This is a genomic window from Azorhizophilus paspali, assembly GCF_043587585.2.
Classification (GTDB): domain Bacteria; phylum Pseudomonadota; class Gammaproteobacteria; order Pseudomonadales; family Pseudomonadaceae; genus Azotobacter; species Azotobacter paspali.
Window position 1 is genome coordinate 397,116 of sequence record NZ_CP171449.1, and the last position, 23,747, is coordinate 420,862.

Consider the following 23,747-nt stretch of genomic DNA (forward strand, 5'->3'; position numbering starts at 1 on the left):
TGCTATTGTTGGTGTTCGTTGTCTTGCCGTATGCTCATTTGGCAAGCCGCAACACCATAAAAACGGAAACTAATAACTATGTCCGATCTCAAGACCGCCGCCCTCGAGTATCACGCCCAGCCGCGTCCCGGAAAGCTGAGCGTGGAACTGACCAAACCCACGCAAACCGCCCGCGACCTGTCGCTGGCCTACAGCCCCGGCGTCGCCGAACCGGTACGGGAAATCGCCCGCGATCCCGAACTGGCCTACCGCTATACCGGCAAGTCGAACCTGGTCGCCGTCATTTCCGACGGCACTGCGATCCTCGGCCTCGGCAACCTCGGCCCGCTGGCCTCCAAGCCGGTCATGGAGGGCAAGGGGGTGCTGTTCAAGCGCTTCGCCGGCGTCGACGTGTTCGACATCGAGGTGGATGCCGAGAGCCCGCAAGCCTTTATCGACACCGTCAAGCGCATTTCCGTGACCTTCGGCGGCATCAATCTGGAGGATATCAAGGCGCCGGAGTGCTTCGAGATCGAGCGCGCCCTGATCGAGCAATGCAATATCCCGGTGTTTCATGACGATCAGCATGGTACCGCTATCGTCACCGCCGCCGGCATGCTCAATGCTTTGGAGATCGCCGGCAAGACCTTGCCGACTGCCAGGATCGCCTGCCTTGGCGCCGGCGCCGCAGCCATCTCCTGCATGCGCCTGCTGGTCAGCCTGGGCGCTAGGGTCGAGAACATCCACATGGTCGACCGCCAGGGAGTCATCCATGCCGGGCGCGATGACCTGAACCAGTACAAGGCGGTATTCGCCCATGAGACCGACAAACGCACCCTGGCCGATGCCCTCGACAATGCCGACGTGTTCGTCGGCCTGTCCGGAGCCAACCTGCTGAGTGCGGAGAACCTGCTGCGCATGGCGCCGAACCCGATCGTCTTCGCCTGCTCCAACCCAGACCCGGAGATCAGCCCGGAGCTGTCCCATGCCACCCGCGGCGACGTGATCATGGCCACCGGTCGTTCCGACTATCCGAATCAGGTCAACAACGTGCTGGGCTTCCCCTTCATCTTCCGTGGCGCCCTGGATGTGCGCGCGACCCGCATCAACGAGGAGATGAAGATCGCCGCGGCTCATGCCCTGCGCGAGCTGGCCAAGCTGCCGGTGCCGAAGGCGGTCTGCGAGGCCTATGGGGTGTCGGGCCTGGAGTTCGGTCGCCAGTACATCATTCCGAAGCCCATGGACCCGCGGCTGATAACCGTGGTGTCCGACGCCGTGGCCCGTGCCGCCATCGAGACTGGCGTGGCCTCCCTGCCGTATCCGCGACACTACCCGCTGCAGTCGGTGGAAGAGGTGTTCAATGGCTGATCGCAGCGCCTGCGCAAAAGAAAACCCCGCTCGAAGCGGGGTTTTCTTTTGCGATCAGAACAGATCAATCGGTGGGGCGGCGTCTTTCGCCAGCGTGCCCTGACCGGAGTCCACTTCGCTGGCCATGGGCGGCGGCGCTTCGTTCTTGAACAGCTCGAAGATGGCGCCGGGGGTGCCGGGCGAGGCGATGCGACCGCTGGCGGGGTTGATGCGCAGGGTCAGCAATCCTTCAGGCTCGCTCTGCAGGTGGGGTGGTTTGTCCTTTAGGGCGACGCTCATGAAATTCATCCAGATCGGCAAGGCCACGGTGCCGCCATATTCGTGGCTGCCCAAGCTTTCCGGCTGGTCGAAACCGGCCCAGACGGTGGTGATGTAGTCGGCGTTGTAACCGGAGAACCAGCTGTCTTTGGATTCGTTGGTGGTACCGGTCTTGCCGGCCAGGTCGCTCCGCCCCATCTCCAGGGCGCGGCGCGCAGTACCGCGCTTGATCACGTCCTGCAGCATGCTGGTCATGATGTAGGTGGTGCGGGCATCGACGATACGTTCCGCGACGATCGGCTCGGGTGCCTCCGGGAGCGGAGAAGCCGGGGGCGGGGTGTCTTCGGAGGTAGTGGCGTCGAGCTGGGGGACTGCGGCGGTGATCGGCGCTTCGGGTGCGTCGACGGGTTCGACAGACGCCGCCTCTTCCGCGGGGACACGGGGCGGGTTGGCCTGATACAGAAGCTTACCGTCGCGGTTCTCGATGCGCTCGATCAGATAGGGCTGGATGCGATAGCCGCCATTGGCGAAGGTGCTCCAGCCGGCGGCGATTTCCAGCGGAGTCAGGTTGGCTGTACCGAGCGCCAGGGACAGGTTGCGGGGCAGGTCGCGCTTGTCGAAGCCGAAGCGGCTGATGTAGTCCAGGGCATAGTCGATGCCTATGTTTTGCAGCAGGCGGATCGATACCAGGTTGCGCGACTTATACAAGGCTTCGCGCATGCGAATCGGGCCGAGAAAGGTGTTGGTATCGTTCTTGGGGCGCCAGACCGTATCCAGGTATGGATCGACGAAGACGATCGGGGCGTCGTTGATCAGGCTGGCGGCGGTAAAGCCTCGGTCCAGGGCCGCGCTGTAGATGAAGGGCTTGAAGCTCGAACCGGGTTGCCGCTTGGCCTGGGCGGCACGATTGTAGTTGCTCTGCTCGAAGGAGAAGCCGCCCACCAGGGCGCGGATCGCGCCGTCCCGAGGGTCTAGGGAAACCAGGGCGCTCTGGGCCGCGGGAACCTGGCCGAAGGCCAGGCTGCCATCTTCCTGGCGCAGGACGCGGATCAGATCCCCAAGCTTGACCACCTGGCCCGGACGCTGCGGCCTGGGACCCATGCTGTCGGCACTGATGAAGGGCCGGGCCCAGGCCATGCTCTCCCAGTTCACCGTTTCCTCGTCGCCGTTGCGCATCAGGACGCGGATGGAGTTGCCGCCGACCTGGGTGACGACGGCGGGCTCGAGGCCGTTGATGTTCCGCCGCTTGTTCAACTCTTCCAGCCAGGCGCTTCTGTCCGCACCGGGCAGGCGGGCTTCGGGGCCGCGGTAGCCATGACGTCGATCGTAGTCGAACAACCCCTGGCGCACGGCTCCGTTGGCCGCCTCCTGTAAATCGCTGGGCGTCGTGGTGATGACCCGGAAACCCTCGGTATAGGCGTCGCTGCCGTAGCGGCCGACCAGTTCGGCGCGGGCCAGTTCGGCGATGTAGGGGGCGTTCAGCTCCGGGGTCTGCATGTGGTAGCTGGCGTCCGCCGGTTCGGCCAGGGCCTGCTGGTAACGCGCCTCGTCGATATGCCCGAGCCTGTACATGCGCCCGAGGATCCAGTCGCGCCGTTCCTTGCTGCGCGCCGGGTTGGCCAAGGGGTTGAAGCGCGACGGGGCTTTCGGCAGGCCGGCGATCATTGCCATCTGCGCCAAGCTCAATTCGCGAATGGACTTGCCGTAGTAGACCTGGGCCGCCGCCTCGATGCCGTAAGCGCGATTGCCGAGGTAGATCTTGTTGACGTAGAGCTCGAAGATTTCCTCCTTGCTGAGCTCGCGCTCGATCTGCAGGGCGAGAAGGATTTCGTTGACCTTGCGCGAGAAGCTCCGCTCGCTGGTCAGGAAGAAATTCTTCGCCACCTGCATAGTGATGGTACTGCCCCCCGTCTGAATATGTCCGCTGCTCAATAATTGCGTAGCAGCGCGCATCAGGCTCGCAAGGTCGACGCCATAATGGCTGGCAAAATTATCGTCCTCAGCGGCTAGCAGGGCATGGATGAAGTCTGGGGGAATGTCCGCGTAGCGGATGGGGGTCCGGCGCATCTCGCCGAATTCCGCGATCAGCTTGGCATCGCTGCTGTATATCCGCAGAGGGATCTGCAACTGGATAGTGCGCAACGAGTCGACCGACGGAAGGCCGGGCCCCAAGTAAAGGAAGGCTCCGCTCAGGCCGAGCAGCAGGCTGCTGAAAATGGCGATGAGGGTCCAGCCGAAGAATTTAAGCAAACGCATTGAGGCCGCGGGGTTTCCAGATAAAAAAGACAGAAATTCGGGCGAGGCGAAAAGCCGGTCGTATTATAGGCGGTTTTCCCACTGGATAGCCATTTGCGCTTCTGTCAATCCTATTGCTGATGCGATGTTATACAAGTTGTCCGTAAATTACGGATATGCCAAGGAAATTTGTTGTGCTAAGGCTCTTCAACAAGCAGGCTGGTTCATTGCTGGGAATCGATATCGGTTCGACCATGGTCAAACTTCTCGAATTGAGTCGTTCGAGGAGCGGCTATCGAGTCGAGGCCTATGCCGTTGAACCGCTGCCGGCCAATGCCGTGGTCGAGAAGAATATCGTCGATATCGATGGTGTCGGTCAGGCCCTGAGCAAGGTGCTGGCCAGGATCGGCACCGGAGCCCGGCGTGCCGCGGTGGCCGTGGCCGGTTCCGTGGTGATCACTAAGGTCATGGAGATGGATGCCGGGCTTTCCGAAGAAGAAATGGAAACCCAGTTGACGCTCGAGGCCGAACAATACATTCCCTACCCCCTCGAGGAAGTGGCGATCGATTTCGAGGTCCTGGGGCCGTTGTCGCGCAGTCCGGGCCGGGTCGAAGTGTTGCTCGTCGCCTGCCGCAGGGAGAGCGTCAAGGCCCGCGAAGCGGTGCTGGCGCTGGCAGGCCTGACAGCCGGGGTCGTCGATATCGAGGCTTATGCCATGGAGCGTGTCTGTGGGCTGCTAATCGATCGGTTGGGGGGCGACCGGTCGGAGTTGACCGTGGCCGTCGTCGATATCGGCGCGACCATGATGACGCTCAGCGTGTTGAACGATGGACGCATCCTCTATAACCGCGAGCAATCGTTCGGCGGCAAGCAGCTCACCGACGAGATGCAGCGCCGTTACGGACTGTCCGTAGCCGAAGCCGGCTTGGCCTGGCAAAGGGCTGGACTCCCGGCCGATTGCGACAGCGTGCTCCTGCAACCTCTCAAGGAGGCTGTCGTACAGCAGATATCCCGCTCGCTGCAGTTCTTCTTCGCGGCGGGCCGGTACGACCGGGTCGACTGCGTCCTGCTGGCCGGCGGGACCGCTCCCTTGCCGGGCCTCGACCAACTGGTCGAGCAGAAGATCGGCACCAGAACCCTGGTAGCCAATCCGTTCGCCGGAATGACGCTGAGCCCCAAGGTGAATGCCAAGGCCTTGGCCAGCGACGCTCCGGCCATGATGGTCGCCTGTGGCCTGGCGATGAGGCGCTTCGACTAGATGGCGCGGGTCAATCTTCTGCCTTGGCGCGAGCGACTTCGGGAGGAGCGCCGCCAAGGCTTCCTGATCATGTCGGGGGTGATGCTGCTGGTTGCCGCTGGCCTAGTTTTCCTGGGCGACCGATACCTAAAGGCGAGCATCGATGCACAGCGTGCACGCAACGATTTCGTCCGACGGGAGAACGCCGTGCTCGATGCGCGAATCGAGGAGATCGGCGAACTCAAGATCCGTCGCCAGCAGCTTCTGGAGCGGATGAAGATCATTCAAGACCTGCATGGCAATCGACCGATCATCGGCCGGGTATTCGATCAGTTGGCCCGTACCCTGCCCGACGGCGTGTATTTCACCTCGCTGAGCATGACCGGGCAAAGCATCGCCATCGAGGGGGCGGCCGAATCCAACAACCGCGTCTCGAACCTGATGCGCAACCTAGATGGTTCGGAGTGGCTCGAAGCGTCCAACCTGATCGCCGTGAAGGCAGTGACGGCCGGAGCCCTCGATCAGGCCAACGTGTTCCGGTTGTCGGTACGGCAGGTGCAACCGGGAGAGACCGATGCTACGCAGATCGCTGGGCATGTGCTGGCCGGGGACGCCGCTCCCGATGCGGATGGGAAGCTCGCTTCGAAAAATGCGCAGAAGAAAGAAGGAGCGCGGAAATGAGTCTGTCCGGGTCCCTGGAGAGTCTGCGCAAGATCGATCTGGCCGATCTGGATCTGGACAACCTCGGCTCGTGGCCGGCTCCGCTGAAGACCGCCACCTGCCTGCTGATGCTGATCGTTGTTCTGGCGCTAGGCTACAACTTCCATCTCAAGGATCTGCATGAGCAGCTTGAGCGGGAACGGGGCGAAGAGGGGGCCTTGAAGCAGCAGTTCTCTACCAAGGCTTTCCAGGCCGCGAACCTGGAGGCCTACAGGCAACAGATGACGGAAATAGAGGCCTTTTTTAGCGCTTTGTTACTGCAATTGCCGAGCGATACCGAGGTGCCCGCTCTGCTCGATGACATCACCCGTACCGGACTGGGCAGCGGCCTGGAGTTCGAGGAAATCAAACTTCTCGACGAAGTTGTCCGGCAGTTCTATATCGAATTGCCGATCCAAATATCCGTAATGGGTGCTTATCACGATCTGGCTACTTTCGTAAGTGGCGCCGCCAGTCTTCCACGCATCGTCACATTGCATGATTTCGAAATAAAACCAGTGGCTTCGGGAAATACGAAGTTGCGCATGAAAATATTGGCCAAGACTTATCGCTATAACGACAAGGGAGCGCAGAAATGAAGTCTGCCCACCTGGTCTGCATTATGGTCTTTGTCGGACTTTCCGGTTGCGATATCGATAATGGATTTCAGGACTTGCAAACTTACATGGATGAAGTGCATGCACGATCCAGGGGGGCGATCGAGCCGTTGCCGGTGTTCCGGCCCTACGAGGCCTTTGCTTACGGTGCGGCCGCCATGCGCAGCCCGTTCCAACCGCCGGTGAAGATCGATCCGGCCAGCCAACGTAGAGGCTTGAGGGATATCCGTCCGGACGAAAGTCGCTCCAGGCAGTATCTCGAAGGATTCAACATCGAGGTTTTCGAGATGGTCGGCACGCTCTCCAACGGAATGGGCATGCAGGCTTTGGTGCGCGGGGTGGATGGTATTCATCGGGTGAGGGTGGGCGACTATTTGGGCCGCAATCATGGCCGCGTCGTCGAAATCGACGAGGCTTCCGTCGAGGTCGTGGAAATCGTTCCCGACGGCGAAGGCGGCTGGCTGGAGCGCCCGCGCAGTCTCGCCTTAAGAAAGCGCTCGTGATGGACGGTTCCGGCATGAAGAAACGTTCCCGTTCCGCATTAGGCATCCGTCGATGAACAGCGCCCTTTCGCGTTTCGGTATTTCGGTCCTGACCGCCCTGCTGTCGGCGAAATTGACGGCGGCCGATCTCGAGTCCCTGGATGTGGCGGCCTTGCCCGGCGATCGGGTCGAACTCAAGCTGTCATTCGACGAGGCCGTGCCGGCACCACGTGGCTACACGATCGACCAGCCGGCCCGGATTGCCCTGGATCTTCCCGGAGTGACCAACAAGCTGGGGACCAAGCACCGCGAGCTGGGTGTCGGCAACGCCCGCAGCGTCACCCTGGTCAAGGCGAGCGGGCGTACTCAAATGATCGTCAACCTGGCCGCGATGTCGCCCTACAGTATGCGGAGCGAGGGCCATGACCTTTATGTGCTGATCGGCGAGTCTGCCGCTGTGGCCCGGCAGTCCCGCAGTGCCTCGCCCGCGGTCACGCAAGCCAAGGCCTACGTGACGACGGGCAAGGTGGTTCGGGGCATCGACTTCCAGCGTGGCGAGCAGGGCGAAGGCAACGTCATCATCGATCTGTCGAGCCCGGGCATGAATCCCGACATTCAGGAGCAGGGTGGCAAGATCCGCCTGGACTTTCCGGAAACGCAATTGCCGGAGTCCCTGCAGGCACGCCTGGACGTCAAGGATTTCGCTACTCCCGTGCACTTCGTGAGCGCCTCGAGCCAGGCCGGCAAGGCCAGCATCCTCATCGAGCCGGCCGGCATGTATGACTATCTGGTCTACCAGGCCGACAAGCGACTGACCGTCAATGTCAAGGCGAAGCCCCAGGACAGCGGCGCCGGGCGTGATACCGGTCGCTTCGCGTATACTGGCGAGAAGCTGTCGCTGAATTTCCAGGATATCGATGTCCGTTCGGTCCTGCAGTTGATCGCCGATTTCACCGATCTCAACTTGGTGGCCAGCGACACGGTACAGGGCAATATCACCCTTCGCCTGCAGAATTTGCCCTGGGATCAGGCGCTCGACCTGGTGCTCAGAACCAAGGGCTTGGACAAGCGCAAGCTCGGCAACGTGCTGTTGGTGGCGCCGGCCGACGAAATCGCGGCACGTGAGCGCCAGGAGTTGGAGGCACAGCAGCGGATCGCCGAACTGGCTCCCCTGCGTCGCGAATTGCTCCAGGTGAACTACGCCAAGGCGACGGACATCGCCAAACTGTTCCAGTCGGTCACCAGCAGCGATGAGGTGGAAGAACAGCGCGGCTCCATCACCGTCGACGAGCGGACCAACAATATCATCGCCTACCAGACTCAAGACCGTCTCGACGAACTGCGGCGGATCGTCGCCCAACTGGACATCCCGGTGCGTCAGGTGATGATCGAGGCGCGCATCGTCGAGGCCAGCGTCGATTACGACAAGAGCCTGGGGGTGCGCTGGGGCGGAAGCTTCGTCAACGACCAGTGGAGCCTGTACGGCAAGGATGGCGCGCAATCCGTCGATGACGGGCAGGTATTTCTGCCGGGAACCGGCCAGGTCGGCAACTTCACCCTGGAGAATGGCATGGCTCCCGTTCCCTTCGTCGACATGGGGGTTGCGAACAGTACTTCGGGTCTCGGCATCGGCTTCATTTCCGATCACCTGATCCTGGATCTCCAACTGTCGGCCATGGAAAAGACCGGCAATGGGGAAGTCATTTCCCAGCCCAAGGTTCTCACCTCGGACAAGGAGACGGCGAAGATCCTGACCGGCGAGGAGATTCCCTACCAGGAAGCTAGCTCCAGCGGCGCGACCAGCACTTCCTTCAAGGAGGCGGCCTTGTCGCTGGAGGTGACGCCACAAATCACTCCTGACAACCGCATCATCATGGAGGTGAAGGTGACCAAGGATCAGGCGGACTTCGCCAAGGCCCTGAACGGTGTGCCGCCGATCAACGAGAACGAGGTCAACGCCAAGGTGCTGATCGGCGACGGCGAAACCATCGTGATCGGCGGAGTTTTCTCCAATATCCAGGCCAAGTCCGTGGACAAGGTGCCGTTCCTAGGCGACCTGCCGTTGATCGGGCGCCTGTTCCGCCGCGACGTGGTCGCCGACAGCAAATCCGAGCTGCTTGTTTTCTTGACTCCGCGTATTCTTAACAGCCAGGCCATCGCTGTGAGTCGTTGAGTCAGTGCGAAATGTAATCCTCGTAGGCCCGATGGGCTCGGGCAAGAGCACCATCGGGCGCTTGCTTGCCAAAGAATTGCGGTTGGCGTTCAAAGATTCCGACAAGGAAATCGAGCAGCGTACCGGCGCCGATATTCCTTGGATCTTCGACATGGAAGGCGAGGCGGGCTTTCGCGAGCGCGAGCAGGCGATGATCGGCAAGCTTTGCGCCAGCGACGGCATCGTGCTCGCCACCGGGGGCGGTGCCGTGCTGCGCTCCGAGAATCGCGCCGCCTTGCGTTCGGGCGGGCGGATCGTTTACCTGCACGCCTCGGTCGCCCAGCAACTGGAGCGCACTTCCCGCGACCGCAATCGTCCGTTGCTGCATTCCGCCGATCCGGGACGGGTTCTGAGCGACTTGATGCTCGTCCGAGACCCCCTGTACCGGGAGATCGCCGACCTGGTGGTGGAAACCGACGAACGCCCGCCACGCATGGTTGTAGAGGAAATCCTTGACCGCCTGCACACGTTGCCGCCACGGTGACGCCGCAGGCAACTGCGTTATCCTAGCGATCTTTCCAAAGCGGGGGATTTTATGCAGACGTTACAAGTTGATCTCGGCGAGCGTAGCTATCCCATCTATATTGGAGCCGGCCTGCTGGATCGGGCGGAATGCATAGTTCCGCATCTGGCCGGTCGCCAAGTGGCGGTGGTCACCAACGAGACCGTCGCGCCGCTCTATCTGAAGCGGTTGTCCCAAACCCTGGCTGGCCATGAGCTGACGCCCATCGTGCTGCCGGACGGCGAGGTCTTCAAGCACTGGGAAACCTTGCAGAAGGTTTTCGACGGTCTGCTCGAGGCCCGGCACGACCGGCGCACCACCCTCATCGCCCTCGGCGGGGGCGTCGTCGGCGACATGGCGGGGTTCGCTGCCGCCTGCTACCAGCGCGGGGTCGACTTCATCCAGATTCCGACCACCTTGCTGTCCCAGGTGGACTCCTCGGTCGGCGGCAAGACCGGCATCAATCACCCGCTGGGCAAGAACATGATCGGCGCCTTCTATCAGCCGAAGGCCGTGGTGATCGATACCGCTACGCTGGCGACCCTGCCCGAGCGGGAACTATCCGCCGGCCTAGCCGAGGTGATCAAGTACGGCCTGATCTGCGACGAGTCCTTCCTCGGCTGGCTGGAAACCCACATGGCGGCGCTTCGCGCTCTGGATGCGGCGGCCCTGACCGAGGCCATCGCCCGCTCCTGCGCGGCCAAGGCGCGGGTGGTCGGTGTCGACGAACGTGAGTCGGGCGTGCGCGCCACCCTGAACCTGGGGCACACCTTCGGTCATGCCATCGAAACCCACATGGGCTATGGTGCATGGCTGCACGGCGAGGCGGTGGCCGCGGGGTCCGTCATGGCCCTGGAGATGTCCCGGCGCCTCGGCTGGCTCGGCGAGGCCGAGCGCGATCGCGGCATCCGCCTGCTGCAGCACGCGGGACTGCCCGTGGTGCCGCCGGCGCAGATGTCGGCGGACGACTTCCTCGGGCACATGGCCGTCGACAAGAAGGTTCTGGGCGGCCGTCTGCGGCTGGTGCTGCTCAGGCGCCTGGGCGAGGCGGTAGTGACTGGAGACTTCCCGCACGAGGCCCTGCAGGCCACCCTGGATACCGATTACCGGACTCTGATGGAACAGATCAGTCACTGAGAAAGCCATGACTAGTTTGCATGCAGACGATGCCCTCCTGATCTACTACCAACTCAGCCACGACCCCTTCGCGCCGCGAACGCCGAACTTCAAGTTCTTCCCTGCGCAGCGCAAACAGGTGCTCGGCCAGTTGCACCACCTCGCCCGTTACAGCCGCCTGCTGTTGGTGGTCAGCGGGCCATCGGGCAGCGGCAAGACACTTCTCCGGCAGGCGCTGGTGGCCAGCAGCAACAAACAGACGGTGCAGTGCGTCGTGGTTTCCGCGCGGGCCTCGACACATGTCGACGGCCTGTTGCGACAGGTCGCCCTCGGCCTGGGTCTGGATCGTGCGGACGAGCGAGCGATCCTGGATCAAGTGGAGCGGCTGGTCTCTGCGGGCCACAGCCTCTACCTGCTGGTAGACGATGCGGAGCTTCTGGAAACGGCCGCCCTCGATGCGCTGCTGGCTCTGGCGGCGGGAACCGATATAGGGCGGCCGCATGTGTTCCTGTTCGGCGAGCCGGAACTGGTGGTGCGCTTGCAGGCCCTGGCCGACGGCGAGGAGCGCTTCCATGTGCTGCGGCTGAATCCCTACACATTGGATGACACGCGCGAATACCTGGCGCAGCGCCTGGAGGGTGCGGGAGGCGACATCGACCTGTTCAGCGACGAACAGATCGAGGCGATTCACCGTGGGGCCGGCGGCTGGCCGGGAGAGATCAACCGGCTCGCTCGCGAACTGCTGCACGAGGAAATGCTGGCCGGACACGAGGAAGAGGATGAGCGCGCGCCGGGCGCGATGCTGCCGAAGAAGCACCTGCTCGCTCTGGCCGGGGTCGTCCTGGCCGTGGCGGTGGGCTGGTTCATGCGCGGCGGAACGGGAGACGAGGAGCCTGTAGCGCAGCAACCGCAGGCGGAGGCACCGAGCACCCGGCCCGAGCCGACTGGCGCCGCGCCCGCGTCGTCCGTAGCGGGCGGCGCCCAGCCGGTGCTGCGCGAGCCTCTGGCCCAGGCCGCGGGCGAGGTTGATGCCGAGGATATCGGGATCGCCGGTCCGGCGGCGGTCGTGGCCGCCACTGCCAGTTCCGCACTTGCGCCGACCGTGCAGGCGCCCGTCGTGCCGTCGGTACCTGCGCCGAAGCCCGAGGTCAGGGCGCCGACGGCGGTGCAGCCGACGACTCAGCCCGCCTCTCAAGCCCCAGCCCCAGCTCCAGCCGTCGCGAAGCCGGCCGCGCCGCCCGCGCAGGCTCCGTCCGCCCCCACTGCGCCGGTCGCCACGAAGTCGGCCCCGGCGGCTCCCGTCTCACAGCCGGCGGTTGCCGCGTCGTCCGCCGCGTCGGCCGGAAGCGACTGGTATCGCTCCCAGGCGGCTACGCGCTATGCCCTGCAGGTACTGGGCACGCGCTCGGAAAGCGGCGCCCAGGCCTTCGTGCGTGCCCAGGGGGCGGGCTACCGTTATTTCCGGAAATTGTATCAGGGGAAGCCGCTGTTCGTGGTCACCTACGGCAGCTTCGCCAGCCGCGCCGAAGCGCAGGCGGCGGTCAGGACCCTTCCGGCATCGGTGCAGGCCAGCAAGCCCTGGCCGCGTACCTTTGCCAGCATTCAGCAGGAGGCCGGCGTGCGCTGATATCGCTCTAACACGACGGATTCGATTTATCTTTCAAGATCGCGACACCCTGCTACGAGAAAACGACCTGGGCGTTTGTAGTGAGTGGGTGGGGTATGCGACAATAGTCGCCCTTTTGCCTGTCCGACGTCGAGGATGGTCCCGGTCGCGCAGGCGAGCACGTTTTGAAAGCAAAGAATCTGCCCGGTGAGAGTGTCTATGAAAGCAGGTCTGTACCATCCTGAAGAATTCAAGGATAACTGCGGCTTCGGTCTGATTGCCCATATGCGCGGCGAGGCGAGTCATCACCTGCTGCAAACCGCCATTGAAGCGCTGACCTGCATGACCCACCGCGGCGGCATCAATGCCGACGGCAAGACTGGCGACGGTTGCGGCCTGCTGATGCAGAAGCCGGATGCCTTCCTGCGTGCCAAGGCCAAGGAGCATTTCGGCACGGAACTGCCTGGGCAGTACGCGGTCGGCATGGTCTTTCTCAGCCAGGACGCCGCCGGGGCCGAGATCGCGCGTGCGCGCCTGAGCAAGGAAATCGCCGCGCAGGGACTGGGCCTGGTGGGCTGGCGCGAAGTGCCGGTGGACACCTCCGTACTCGGTCCGCTGGCCCTCGAGCGCCTGCCGCGCATCGAGCAGGTGTTCGTCGTCGGCGAGGGCCTTTCCGACCAGGACTTCGCCATCAAGCTGTTCTTCGCCCGGCGGCGCGCCGAGGTGGCGCTGGCGGATCAGGACTTCTACGTCTGCAGCCTGTCGCACAAGGACATCATCTACAAGGGCCTGATGATGCCCGCCGATCTGGCGCGCTTCTACCCGGACCTCGGCGACGAGCGCCTAGCCACGGCGATTTGCGTGTTCCACCAGCGCTTCTCCACCAACACCCTGCCGAGATGGCCGCTGGCCCAGCCGTTCCGCTTCCTCGCCCACAACGGCGAGATCAATACCATCACCGGCAACCGCAATTGGGCCCAGGCGCGCCGCCTGAAGTTCGCCAATGAACTGCTGCCCGATCTGGAAAGCCTGGCACCGCTGGTCAACCGGACCGGCTCCGACTCCTCGAGCATGGACAACATGCTCGAACTGCTGGTCACCGGCGGCATGGACCTGTTTCGCGGCCTGCGCATGATCATTCCGCCGGCCTGGCAGAACGTCGAGACCATGGACGCCGACCTGCGCGCCTTCTACGAGTACAACTCCATGCACATGGAGCCCTGGGACGGTCCGGCCGGCGTGGTGCTGACCGACGGCCGCTACGCCGTCTGTCTGCTCGACCGCAACGGCCTGCGCCCAGCGCGCTGGGTGACCACCGGGAATGGCTACATCACCCTGGCCTCGGAAATCGGTGTGTGGAACTACGCACCGGAAGACGTCATCGCCAAGGGGCGGGTCGGCCCGGGACAGATCCTCGCCGTGGATACTGAAACCGGCGAGGTTCTGCACACCGACGACATCGACAGCCGCCTGAAGTCGCGCCATCCCTACAAGAAATGGCTGCGCCAGAATGCCCTGCGCATCCAGGCCAACCTGGACGAGAGCGAAGGCACTTCGGCCTATGACGCCGAGCAGCTCAAGCAGTACATGAAGATGTTCCAGGTCACCTTCGAGGAGCGTGACCAGGTATTGCGTCCGCTCGCCGAGCAGGGCCAGGAAGCGGTCGGCTCGATGGGCGACGACACCCCCATGGCCGTACTGTCCAAGCGCGTGCGTTCGCCCTACGACTATTTCCGCCAGCAGTTCGCCCAGGTCACCAACCCGCCGATCGACCCGCTGCGCGAGTCCATTGTCATGTCCCTGGAAACCTGCTTGGGCGCCGAGCGCAACGTGTTCGAGGAAACCGCCGAGCACGCCAACCGGGCGATCCTGACCACGCCGGTGATCTCCCCGGCCAAGTGGCGCAGCCTCATGAACCTCGAGCGCGAGGGCTTCGAACGGCATTTCATCGACCTCAACTACGACGAGTCGCTAGGCCTTGAAGCTGCGGTGCGCAACATCGCCGACCAGGCTGAAGAGGCTGTGCGCGGCGGCAAGGTGATTCTGGTGCTGTCCGACCGCCATATCGTCCCCGGCAAGCTGCCGGCGCACGCTTCCCTGGCCGTCGGCGCGGTGCACCACCGCCTGGTCGAGAAGGGCCTGCGCTGCGACTGCAACATCCTGGTGGAGAGCGCCACCGCCCGCGATCCCCATCACTTCGCCGTGCTGCTGGGCTTCGGCGCCACCGCGGTCTACCCCTTCCTCGTCTACGAGGTGCTGGCCGACTTGATTCGGACCGGCGAAGTACTGGGCGACATGGACGATGTGTTCAAGTACTACCGCAAGGGCATCTCCAAGGGCCTTCTGAAGATCCTCTCGAAGATGGGCATTTCCACCGTGGCTTCCTATCGTGGCGCCCAATTGTTCGAAGCGGTCGGCCTGGCCGACGAGGTGGTGGAGCTGAGCTTCCGTGGCGTCGCCTCGCGTATCAAGGGCGCGCGCTTCGTCGACCTGGAGGCCGAGCAGAAGCTGCTGGCCGCCGAGGCCTGGAGCAAGCGCAAGCCGATCCAGCAGGGCGGCTTGTTGAAGTTCGTCTTTGGCGGCGAATACCACGCCTACAACCCGGATGTGGTGAGTACTCTGCAGGCCGCCGTGCAGCAGGGCGACTACGCCAAGTTCAAGGAGTACAGCGCCCTGGTCGACCAGCGGCCGGTGTCGATGCTGCGCGACTTGCTCAAGGTCAAGGAGGTCGCCGAGCCGCTAGCATTGGACGAGGTCGAGCCGCTGGGGGCGATTCTCAAGCGCTTCGACTCCGCTGGCATCTCCCTCGGCGCCCTGTCGCCGGAGGCCCACGAGTCCCTGGCCGAGGCGATGAACAGCCTGGGCGCGCGCTCCAACTCCGGCGAGGGCGGTGAGGACCCGGCGCGCTACGGCACCATCAGGAGTTCGAAGATCAAGCAGGTGGCCACCGGGCGCTTCGGGGTCACGCCCGAGTACCTGGTCAACGCCGAAGTGCTGCAGATCAAGGTGGCACAGGGCGCCAAGCCTGGCGAGGGCGGCCAGTTGCCGGGCGGCAAGGTCAACGGCCTGATCGCCCGTCTGCGCTACGCGGTACCCGGTGTGACTCTGATCTCGCCGCCGCCGCACCACGATATCTATTCCATCGAGGATCTAGCGCAACTGATCTACGACCTCAAGCAGGTCAACCCGCAGGCACTGGTTTCGGTGAAACTGGTGGCCGAGCCGGGCGTCGGCACCATCGCCGCCGGCGTGGCCAAGGCCTATGCTGATCTGATCACCATCTCCGGCTACGACGGCGGCACTGGCGCATCGCCGCTGACCTCCATCCGCTACGCCGGCAGTCCCTGGGAACTGGGCCTGGCCGAAGCGCACCAGACCCTGCGCGGCAACGACCTGCGTGGCAAGGTGCGGGTACAGACCGACGGCGGCCTGAAGACCGGCCTCGACGTAATTAAGGCGGCCATCCTCGGCGCCGAAAGCTTCGGCTTCGGCACCGCGCCGATGATCGCCCTGGGCTGCAAGTACCTGCGCATCTGCCATCTGAACAACTGCGCCACCGGCGTGGCCACCCAGAACGACAAGCTGCGCAAGGAACACTTCATCGGTACCGTGAATATGGTGACCAACTTCTTCACCTACGTCGCTCAGGAAACCCGCGAATGGCTGGCCAGGCTGGGCGTGCGCAGCCTCGGCGAACTGATCGGCCGCACCGACCTGCTCGAACTGCTGCCGGGCGAGACCGCCAAGCAGGCTCACCTGGACCTGAGTCCGCTGCTCGGCAGCGCCCATATCCCGGACGACAAGCCGCAGTTCTGCGAGGTGGAGAAGAACCCGCCGTTCGATCCGGGCCTGCTGGCCGAGAAGATGGTCGAGATGGCCCGGCCGGCGATCAAGGCCAAGAGCGGCGGCGAGTTCGCGCTGGACATCTGCAACTGCGACCGCTCCATCGGAGCCCGAATTTCCGGCGAGATCGCCAAGGTTCACGGCAACCAGGGCATGGTCGATGCGCCGATCACCTTCCGCTTCAAGGGCACTGCGGGGCAGAGCTTCGGCGTATGGAACGCCGGCGGCCTGAACCTCTACCTGGAAGGCGATGCCAACGACTACGTAGGCAAGGGCATGACCGGCGGCAAGCTGGTGATAGTCCCGCCCCAGGGCAGCGTCTTCAAGACCCAGGACTCGGCCATTCTCGGCAACACTTGCTTGTACGGTGCCACCGGCGGCCGGCTGTTCGCCGCCGGCACCGCCGGTGAACGCTTTGCCGTGCGCAACTCCGGCGCCCATGCCGTGGTGGAGGGCACCGGCGACCACTGCTGCGAATACATGACCGGCGGCTTCGTCTGCGTGCTGGGCCGGACCGGCTACAACTTCGGTTCCGGCATGACCGGCGGCTTCGCCTATGTGCTCGATCTGGACAACGGCTTCGTCGACCGGGTGAATCACGAACTGGTGGAGATGCAGCGGATCAGCGGGGAGTCCATGGAGGCCCATCGCAGCCACCTGCAGCAGGTGCTGGCCGAGTACGTGGCCGAGACCGGCAGCCAGTGGGGCGCCCACCTGCTGGAAAACCTGGACGACTACTTGCGCATGTTCTGGCTGGTCAAGCCGAAGGCGGCGAGCCTGCAGTCGCTGCTTTCCAGTACCCGCGCCAACCCGCAATAAGCAGCTTCGGCCGCGGTCCCGCGCCGGGCGCGGGACTTCCGGCCCATCCCGATGTGTCTTGCAGCCGCAGCCGGGGGCTCGCCGCTGCTGTATAGATAGAGGTTTTGAAATGACTGAACGTCTGAACAACGATTTCCAGTTCATCGAAGTCGGGCGCAAGGATCCGAAGAAGAAGCTGCTGCGCCAGCGCAAGAAGGAATTCGTCGAGATCTACGACCTGTTCAAGCCGCAGCAGGCCCAGGAGCAGGCGCATCGCTGCCTTGGCTGCGGCAACCCCTACTGCGAGTGGAAATGCCCGGTGCACAACTTCGTGCCGAATTGGCTGAAGCTGGTGTCCGAGGGCAACATCCTGGCCGCTGCCGAGCTGTCGCATCAGACCAATACCCTGCCGGAGGTCTGCGGCCGGGTTTGCCCGCAGGACCGTCTCTGCGAGGGCGCCTGCACCCTGAACGACGGCTTCGGCGCGGTGACCATCGGTTCGGTGGAGAAGTACATCACCGATACTGCTTTCGCCATGGGCTGGCGTCCCGACATGTCCAAGGTCACCCTGACCGGCAAGCGCGTCGCGGTGGTCGGTGCCGGTCCCGCCGGCCTCGGTTGCGCCGATATCCTGGCGCGTAACGGCGTGACCCCGGTGGTGTTCGATCGCAACCCGGAAATCGGTGGCCTGCTGACCTTCGGCATTCCCGAGTTCAAGCTGGAGAAGAGCGTGATGAGCCGGCGCCGCGAGGTGTTCGCCGGCATGGGCGTCGAGTTCCGCCTGAACACCGAGGTGGGCAAGGACGTGACCATGCAGCAGCTGCTCGACGAATTCGACGCGGTGTTCCTCGGCATGGGTACCTATACCTACATGAAGGGCGGTTTCCCCGGCGAGGACCTGCCGGGCGTGTACGACGCGCTGGATTTTCTGATCGCCAACGTCAACCGCAACCTCGGCTTCGAGAAGTCCCCGGAAGACTTCATCGACATGAAAGGCAAGAAGGTGGTGGTGCTGGGCGGCGGCGACACCGCCATGGACTGCAACCGCACCTCGATCCGCCAGGGCGCCAAGAGCGTGACGTGCGCCTACCGCCGCGATGAGGAGAATATGCCGGGCTCCCGCCGCGAAGTGAAGAACGCCAAGGACGAGGGGGTGAAGTTCCTCTACAACCGCCAGCCTATCGCCATCGTCGGCGAGGACAGGGTGGAAGGCGTCAAGGTGGTGGAAACCCGCCTCGGCGAGCCGGATGCCCGCGGCCGGCGCAGTCCCGAGCCGATTCCCGGTTCCGAGGAGATCCTCCCGGCCGATGCCGTGGTGATCGCCTTCGGCTTCCGTCCGAGCCCGGCGCCCTGGTTCGAGGCGCTGCAGATCAAGACCGACAGCCAGGGCCGGGTGATCGCGCCGCTGCACGACAACCCGTTCAAGCACCAGACCAGCAACCCGAAGGTCTTCGCCGGCGGCGACATGGTGCGCGGCTCCGATCTGGTGGTCACGGCGATCTATGAAGGCCGCCAGGCGGCCGAGGGCATCCTCGACTATCTGGGCCTCTGAGACGACCGCAGGCCCCGCTCGGCCAGGAGGCACGGCGCTCGCCGTGCCTTTTGCGTCGGGCTTTGCGAAAATGTCCGGCATTCTCCCGCTGGAACCCTGCCATGACCGTCCTGAAGAACGACCGCTTTCTTTGCGCCCTGCTCAAGCAACCCGTCGACGTCACTCCAGTGTGGATGATGCGCCAGGCCGGCCGCTACCTGCCGGAATACCGGGCGACCCGGGCGAAGGCGGGCGATTTCATGAGTTTGTGCATGAATCCCGAGCTGGCCTGCGAGGTGACCCTGCAGCCGCTGGACCGCTATCCGCAACTGGATGCGGCGATCCTCTTCTCCGACATCCTGACCGTTCCCGACGCCATGGGGCTGGGTCTGTATTTCGAGAGCGGGGAGGGGCCGCGCTTTCGCAAGGTGGTTTCCAGCCCGGCGGACATCGAGGCCCTGCCGGTGCCCGATCCCGAGCGGGACCTGGGCTACGTGATGGCGGCAGTACGCACCATTCGTCGCGAGCTGAACGGCCGTGTGCCACTGATCGGCTTCTCCGGCAGTCCCTGGACCCTGGCCACCTACATGGTCGAAGGCGGCTCCAGCAAGGACTTCCGCAAGTCCAAGGCGATGCTCTACGACAATCCGCAGGCCATGCACGCCCTGCTCGACAAGCTGGCCCGGGCGGTCACCGCCTACCTCAACGGGCAGATCCTGGCCGGCGCCCAGGCGGTGCAGATCTTCGACTCCTGGGGCGGCAGCCTGTCGTCGGCGGCCTATCAGGAGTTTTCCCTGGCCTACATGAAGAGGATCGTCGACGGTCTGATCCGTGAGCACGAAGGCCGGCGCGTGCCGGTGATCCTTTTCACCAAGGGCGGCGGCCTGTGGCTGGAGGCCATGGCTGGGAGCGGCGCCGAAGCTTTGGGGCTGGACTGGACCTGCGATATCGGCGATGCCCGTACCCAGGTCGGCGACAAGGTGGCTCTGCAGGGCAATATGGACCCGAGTGTCCTCTACGCCAACCCGGCGGCGATCCGCGCCGAGGTGGCGCGCATCCTCGCCCGCTACGGCGCAGGCTCCGGGCATGTATTCAACCTCGGCCATGGCATCACCCCCGAGGTCGATCCGGCCCATGCCGGCGCCTTTTTCGAGGCGGTGCACGAACTGTCGGCGCAATACCATTGCTGAAGGTCCGCGCGCACAATGCAAAAGCCCGATCGGGCTTTTGCGTTTCGCAGATTCAGGCCAGTGCCTGCTTCGGCGGCAGGTACGACAGGCGCAGGGCCACGAGCAGGGCGAGGCCGAGCAGGGCGGCGATGAACAGGCTGACGCCGGTCCAGCCGCCGTGCTGCCAGAAGAGGCCGCCCACCGTGCCGGCCACGCTGGAGCCGGCGTAGAAGCTGAACAGGTACAGCGATGAAGCCTGGCCGCGGGCCTGCAGGGCGCGGCGGCCGACCCAACTGCTGGCCAGCGAGTGGGCGGCGAAGAAACCGAAGGCGAACAGCAGCATGCCGGCGAGCACTAGCCCCAGCGGCGTGCACAGGGTTAGCAGAACGCCGCCGAGCATCAGCAGGATCGTCGGCCAGAACACCCGGTGCCGACCCAGGCGATCGGCCAGCGCGCCGGCCTGGGTCGAACTGTAGGTGCCCGACAGGTAGACGACCGAAAGCAGGCCGACCAGGCTCATACTCAGTCCGTAGGGCGGTTCGAGCAGGCGGAAGCTCATGTAGTTGAACAAGGCGGCGAAGCTGCCGACCAGCAGGAAGGCTTCAAGGAACAGCCAGGGCAAGCCTCGGTCGGAAAAGTGCAGGCGCAGGCCGTGGGCCAGGTTGGCGAAGCTCAGTGGAGTTGCCTGGAAGTACCGCGAATCCGGCAGCAGACGCCAGAACGTCAATGCCGCGAGCAGCGCCAGAAGGCCGAGGGCGGCCAGCGCCGTCTGCCAGGAGAAGAAGTCCAGCAGTACGCCGCCGATCAGCCGACCGCCCATGCCACCCAGGGAGTTGCCGGAGATGTACAGGCCCATGGCCAGGCCCAGATGGCGCGGATCTACCTCTTCGCTGAGATAGGACATCGCCACCGCCACCTGGCCGCTCAGGACCAGGCCGAGCAGCGCACGAAGCAGCAGAAAGGCATGCCAGCCGGGTACCAGCGAGCTGAGCAGGGTGAGCAGCGCCGCCGCACACAGCGCAGTGACCATCACCGGCTTGCGGCCAATGGCGTCCGACAGCGAACCGGTGATCAGCAGGCCTATGGCCAGGGCGATGGTCGAGATCGACAACGCCAGGCTGCTCTGCGCCGCGTTCAAGGCGAAGGCTGTGGAGAATGCCGGCATCATCGGCTGCACGCAGTAGAGCAGGGCGAAGCTGGCGAAGCCGGCGGCGAACAACGCCCAGCAGGTACGGCGGAATTGCGTCGTGCCCTTTTCGATCCGGGGAGCGGTTGCGGCGCTGGCGGGCGCGGGTTGGGCGGCAAGGCTATTCATCTCGACCTCGGTACGGGCGCTCATCGACTGGTGGTCGATGGGATGCCAACCAGCATAGGGGAGGCGATATCTTCGGTTCCAATATATTATTCGACTGGTTTGATATGTTCCGCGAATCAATGGGGCTGTCATGGAACTGCGTCATCTGCGCTATTTCATCGCCGTCGCCGAGGAGTTGCACTTCGGCCGCGCCGCCGAGCAACTGGGGATTTCCCAGCCGCCGCTGAGCCAGCAGATCCAGGCGCTAGAAGAGGAACTTGGCGTGCGCCTGTTCGAGCGCACCAATCGTCGAGTCGTGCTTAGCGAAGTCGGCCGGCTGTTCCTACCCGAGGCGCGTCAGGTGCTGGCCCAACTGGAGCAGGCGGTCGCCGTGGCCCGGCGCGCCCAGCGTGGCGAACTGGGCGAGTTGAAGGTCGGCTTCACTTGCTCGGCGTCCTTCACCTCTAGCATTCCACGGGCGATCCGCGCCTTCCGCCAGGCTTGCCCGGAGGTGCATCTGGACCTGCGCGAGCTGAGCAGCCGCGGAGTCGCCGAGGCGATCCACGAAAGACGGCTGCAGGTCGGGGTGCTGCGCCCGCTATTTCCCCTGCCGGCGGAACTGGTAGCCCTGGAGCTGTTCGCCGAGCCGCTGGTGGTGGTCCTGCCGGTCGGGCATCCGCTGGCCGGCGGCCGCGCCGACGGCGTGCATCTGGCGGAGCTGGGCGAAGAACCCTTCGTGTTTTTTCCGCGTAGTTTTGGCACCGGGCTCTACGACCAGTTGCTCGGTCTGGCCCGGGCCGCCGGCTTCATCCCGCGTATCGTGCAGGAGGCCAGCGAGGCTATGACCCTGATCGGCCTGGTCGCCACCGGCCTGGGCGTCACCGTGCTGCCGGCCTCGTTCAGTCGCATGCGCGTTGATGGTGTGGTCTACCGCATCCTGCTCGATCCGGGCGCTAGCACCGCGGTTTGGCTGGTGCGTCGGCGCGACGAGAGCTCGCCGCTGGTGCGGCGCTTCGCCGAGTTGCTCGAACGGGAGGCGCGCGAGGCGCAGCCGCCGCAGGCGATTACCAAGGGATAAGCGCACGCGCCGGCGGAAATGGGGTTAAATGCTTGCGGAATCTTCGGTAGATCGGCGGAAGGAGGCGATGGCATGCGGCGTGTGGTGTTCAATCAGAAGGGTGGGGTCGGCAAGTCGAGCATCGCTTGCAATCTGGCAGCGGTGAGCGCGGCGGAGGGCTATCGCACCCTGCTGGTCGATCTCGACAGCCAGGCCAACTCCACCCACTATCTCAGTGGTTTCTGCGGCGAGGACATCCCGCTGGGGATCGCCGACTTCTTCAAGCAGGTGCTCACCGATGGAGTGGGCAAGCGGCCGAAGGTCAAGGTGATCGAAACGCCTTTCGCCAACCTCGATCTGGTCACCGCCTCGGCCGAGCTGGCCGACCTGCAGCACAAGCTGGAGGCCAAGCACAAAATCACCCGGCTGCGCAGGCTGCTCGACGAGCTGGGCGAGGATTACGAGCGGATTTACCTGGATACGCCGCCGGCGTTGAATTTCTATACGGTTTCCGCACTGATCGCCGCCGATCGTGTGCTGATTCCTTTCGACTGCGACAGCTTCTCGCGCCAGGCGCTGTATGCTCTGCTCGCCGAGATCGACGAACTGCGCGAGGACCACAACGAGCACCTGAGGGTCGAGGGCATAGTGGTCAATCAGTTCCTGCCCCAGGCCGTGCTGCCGCAGCGCATGCTCGACGAACTGATCGCCGAGTCGCTGCCGGTGCTGCCGGTGTACCTCGGCAGCTCGGTGAAGATGCGCGAGTCGCACCAGGCCTGCAGGCCGCTGATCCATCTCGAGCCGAAGCACAGGCTGACTCGCCAGTTCGTCGCGCTGCACGACCTGCTGGAGTCGGCCGACTGACTAACGCATCACCAGCAAATCGCAGGGCGGGTTGTCCAGGTAGTAGCGGGTCAGGCTGCCGAGCAGCCGCTCGCTCAGGTCATCGCGGCTGTGCCTGCCGAGGGCGAGCAGTTGCGTGCGCTGGCTGGCGATCGCGGCGTCCAGACAGGTCTGCCGCTCGCCGCTCTGGAAGTCGTAACTGAACTGCACGACGCGCGGCGGTAGGGCAGTGAATTCGGCACCGATGAAGCGCTCGAAGAGCGACTGCTGGAAAGCCTGCTCGTCCAGATTGTCGGTGGCATGGATAGCGGCGACCTCCTGTACGTGCAGGGCCCTGAACTGCGCGCCGGGCGGCAGCAGTTGCCAGGCCGCGCGCAGGGCGCGGCTGGCACAGGGGGAGAAGTCGATGGCGGCGAGGGCGCGCTCGTAGGTCGTATCGGCCGGATCGATGGCGATCAGCGCGGGAACCGGGCTGGCTTGCAGGACGCGTTCCCGCACGCTGCCGGCGAAGCCCTGCGCCGGCTGCCGGTGATGGCTGCCGAGCACCAGCAGGTCGCAGTTGCCGAGACTGATGTATTGCAGGATAAGTTCGGCGGGATGGGGCCCCACCTCCAGGCGCAGTTGAACGTCGAGGGCCGGCCGGCCCTGCAGATGGTTGGCCAGGGTTTGCTCCTCGGTGCTGCGCAGCCGGGCGAGCAGCGCCGGCGAGAGCTGGTTGGCGGCCACGTGCAGCAGGGTCAGGCGTGCCTGCGACTGGGCGGCGAGCTGAATGGCGCGATGCAAGGCGATATCGCCTTCCGGGCTGAGATCGTGGGCGATCAGAATATGCTTGGCCATGGCGCTCTTCCTCCTTCCGCGAAAGAGCCTCAGTCTGGCGGCAAGCCAGGGGTGTAGCCTTGA

17 protein-coding genes are annotated in these 23,747 nt (G+C 64.3%); 14 read left to right on the forward strand and 3 right to left on the reverse strand.

Going from position 1 to position 23,747, the window contains the following annotated elements; all coding sequences use genetic code 11:
* Positions 1 to 78 precede the first annotated feature (78 nt).
* On the forward strand, positions 79 to 1,347 hold the full coding sequence (locus ACGI6K_RS02060) for a malic enzyme-like NAD(P)-binding protein (protein WP_376944191.1): 1,269 nt from the start codon (positions 79 to 81) through the stop codon (positions 1,345 to 1,347).
* 54 nt (positions 1,348 to 1,401) lie between these two features.
* On the opposite strand, the gene ACGI6K_RS02065 is transcribed toward ACGI6K_RS02060, so the two are convergent.
* Positions 1,402 to 3,861, reverse strand: a complete 2,460-nt coding sequence (locus ACGI6K_RS02065; protein WP_394543342.1) for a penicillin-binding protein 1A — start codon at positions 3,859 to 3,861, stop codon at positions 1,402 to 1,404.
* 173 nt (positions 3,862 to 4,034) lie between these two features.
* On the opposite strand from ACGI6K_RS02065, the gene ACGI6K_RS02070 reads away from it, so the two are divergent.
* From ACGI6K_RS02070 to hemE, 11 genes are all read left to right on the forward strand, one after another.
* The gene (locus ACGI6K_RS02070) at positions 4,035 to 5,099 is read left to right on the forward strand and encodes a pilus assembly protein PilM (RefSeq protein ID WP_376944189.1); all 1,065 of its coding nucleotides are present in this window, start codon (positions 4,035 to 4,037) and stop codon (positions 5,097 to 5,099) included.
* Positions 5,100 to 5,759 (forward strand): PilN domain-containing protein, encoded by a 660-nt coding sequence (locus ACGI6K_RS02075; protein WP_376944187.1) that lies wholly within the window; start codon positions 5,100 to 5,102, stop codon positions 5,757 to 5,759.
* Positions 5,756 to 6,376 (forward strand): type 4a pilus biogenesis protein PilO, encoded by a 621-nt coding sequence (gene pilO, locus ACGI6K_RS02080; protein WP_376944185.1) that lies wholly within the window; start codon positions 5,756 to 5,758, stop codon positions 6,374 to 6,376. Before ACGI6K_RS02075 ends, pilO begins: the two co-directional genes overlap by 4 nt.
* A complete protein-coding gene (locus tag ACGI6K_RS02085; protein WP_376944183.1) occupies positions 6,373 to 6,897 on the forward strand; it encodes a pilus assembly protein PilP in 525 nt (174 codons plus the stop codon). The genes pilO and ACGI6K_RS02085 overlap by 4 nt, the downstream gene beginning before the upstream one ends.
* Before the next feature lie 52 nt (positions 6,898 to 6,949).
* Positions 6,950 to 9,049 (forward strand): type IV pilus secretin PilQ, encoded by a 2,100-nt coding sequence (gene pilQ, locus ACGI6K_RS02090; RefSeq protein ID WP_376944181.1) that lies wholly within the window; start codon positions 6,950 to 6,952, stop codon positions 9,047 to 9,049.
* Between the two features lie 4 nt (positions 9,050 to 9,053).
* A complete protein-coding gene (gene aroK / locus ACGI6K_RS02095) occupies positions 9,054 to 9,572 on the forward strand; it encodes a shikimate kinase AroK (RefSeq protein ID WP_376944179.1) in 519 nt (172 codons plus the stop codon).
* A 51-nt stretch (positions 9,573 to 9,623) separates the two neighbouring features.
* Positions 9,624 to 10,727: a 3-dehydroquinate synthase gene (gene aroB, locus ACGI6K_RS02100; protein ID WP_376944177.1), complete on the forward strand. Its 1,104-nt coding sequence runs from the start codon at positions 9,624 to 9,626 to the stop codon at positions 10,725 to 10,727.
* Positions 10,728 to 10,734: 7 nt separating this feature from the next.
* Positions 10,735 to 12,333, forward strand: a complete 1,599-nt coding sequence (locus ACGI6K_RS02105; protein ID WP_376944175.1) for an SPOR domain-containing protein — start codon at positions 10,735 to 10,737, stop codon at positions 12,331 to 12,333.
* Positions 12,334 to 12,531: 198 nt separating this feature from the next.
* A complete protein-coding gene (gene gltB, locus ACGI6K_RS02110; protein ID WP_376944173.1) occupies positions 12,532 to 16,974 on the forward strand; it encodes a glutamate synthase large subunit in 4,443 nt (1,480 codons plus the stop codon).
* Positions 16,975 to 17,083: 109 nt separating this feature from the next.
* Complete coding sequence (locus ACGI6K_RS02115) at positions 17,084 to 18,505, forward strand: FAD-dependent oxidoreductase (protein ID WP_376944171.1); 1,422 nt, start codon at positions 17,084 to 17,086, stop codon at positions 18,503 to 18,505.
* Between the two features lie 101 nt (positions 18,506 to 18,606).
* On the forward strand, positions 18,607 to 19,674 hold the full coding sequence (hemE, locus tag ACGI6K_RS02120) for a uroporphyrinogen decarboxylase (RefSeq protein ID WP_376944169.1): 1,068 nt from the start codon (positions 18,607 to 18,609) through the stop codon (positions 19,672 to 19,674).
* A 52-nt stretch (positions 19,675 to 19,726) separates the two neighbouring features.
* On the opposite strand, the gene ACGI6K_RS02125 is transcribed toward hemE, so the two are convergent.
* A complete protein-coding gene (locus ACGI6K_RS02125) occupies positions 19,727 to 20,968 on the reverse strand; it encodes an MFS transporter (RefSeq protein ID WP_376944199.1) in 1,242 nt (413 codons plus the stop codon).
* 130 nt (positions 20,969 to 21,098) lie between these two features.
* Here ACGI6K_RS02125 and ACGI6K_RS02130 point away from each other — a divergent pair, with 130 nt between their 5' ends.
* Both ACGI6K_RS02130 and ACGI6K_RS02135 read left to right on the forward strand, forming a co-directional pair.
* Positions 21,099 to 22,025, forward strand: coding sequence for a LysR family transcriptional regulator (locus ACGI6K_RS02130; RefSeq protein WP_376944167.1), 927 nt, complete (start codon positions 21,099 to 21,101; stop codon positions 22,023 to 22,025).
* A 72-nt stretch (positions 22,026 to 22,097) separates the two neighbouring features.
* A complete protein-coding gene (locus tag ACGI6K_RS02135; protein WP_376944165.1) occupies positions 22,098 to 22,868 on the forward strand; it encodes a ParA family protein in 771 nt (256 codons plus the stop codon).
* On the opposite strand, the gene ACGI6K_RS02140 is transcribed toward ACGI6K_RS02135, so the two are convergent.
* Positions 22,869 to 23,684, reverse strand: coding sequence for a universal stress protein (locus tag ACGI6K_RS02140; RefSeq protein ID WP_376944163.1), 816 nt, complete (start codon positions 23,682 to 23,684; stop codon positions 22,869 to 22,871).
* Positions 23,685 to 23,747: the final 63 nt, after the last annotated feature.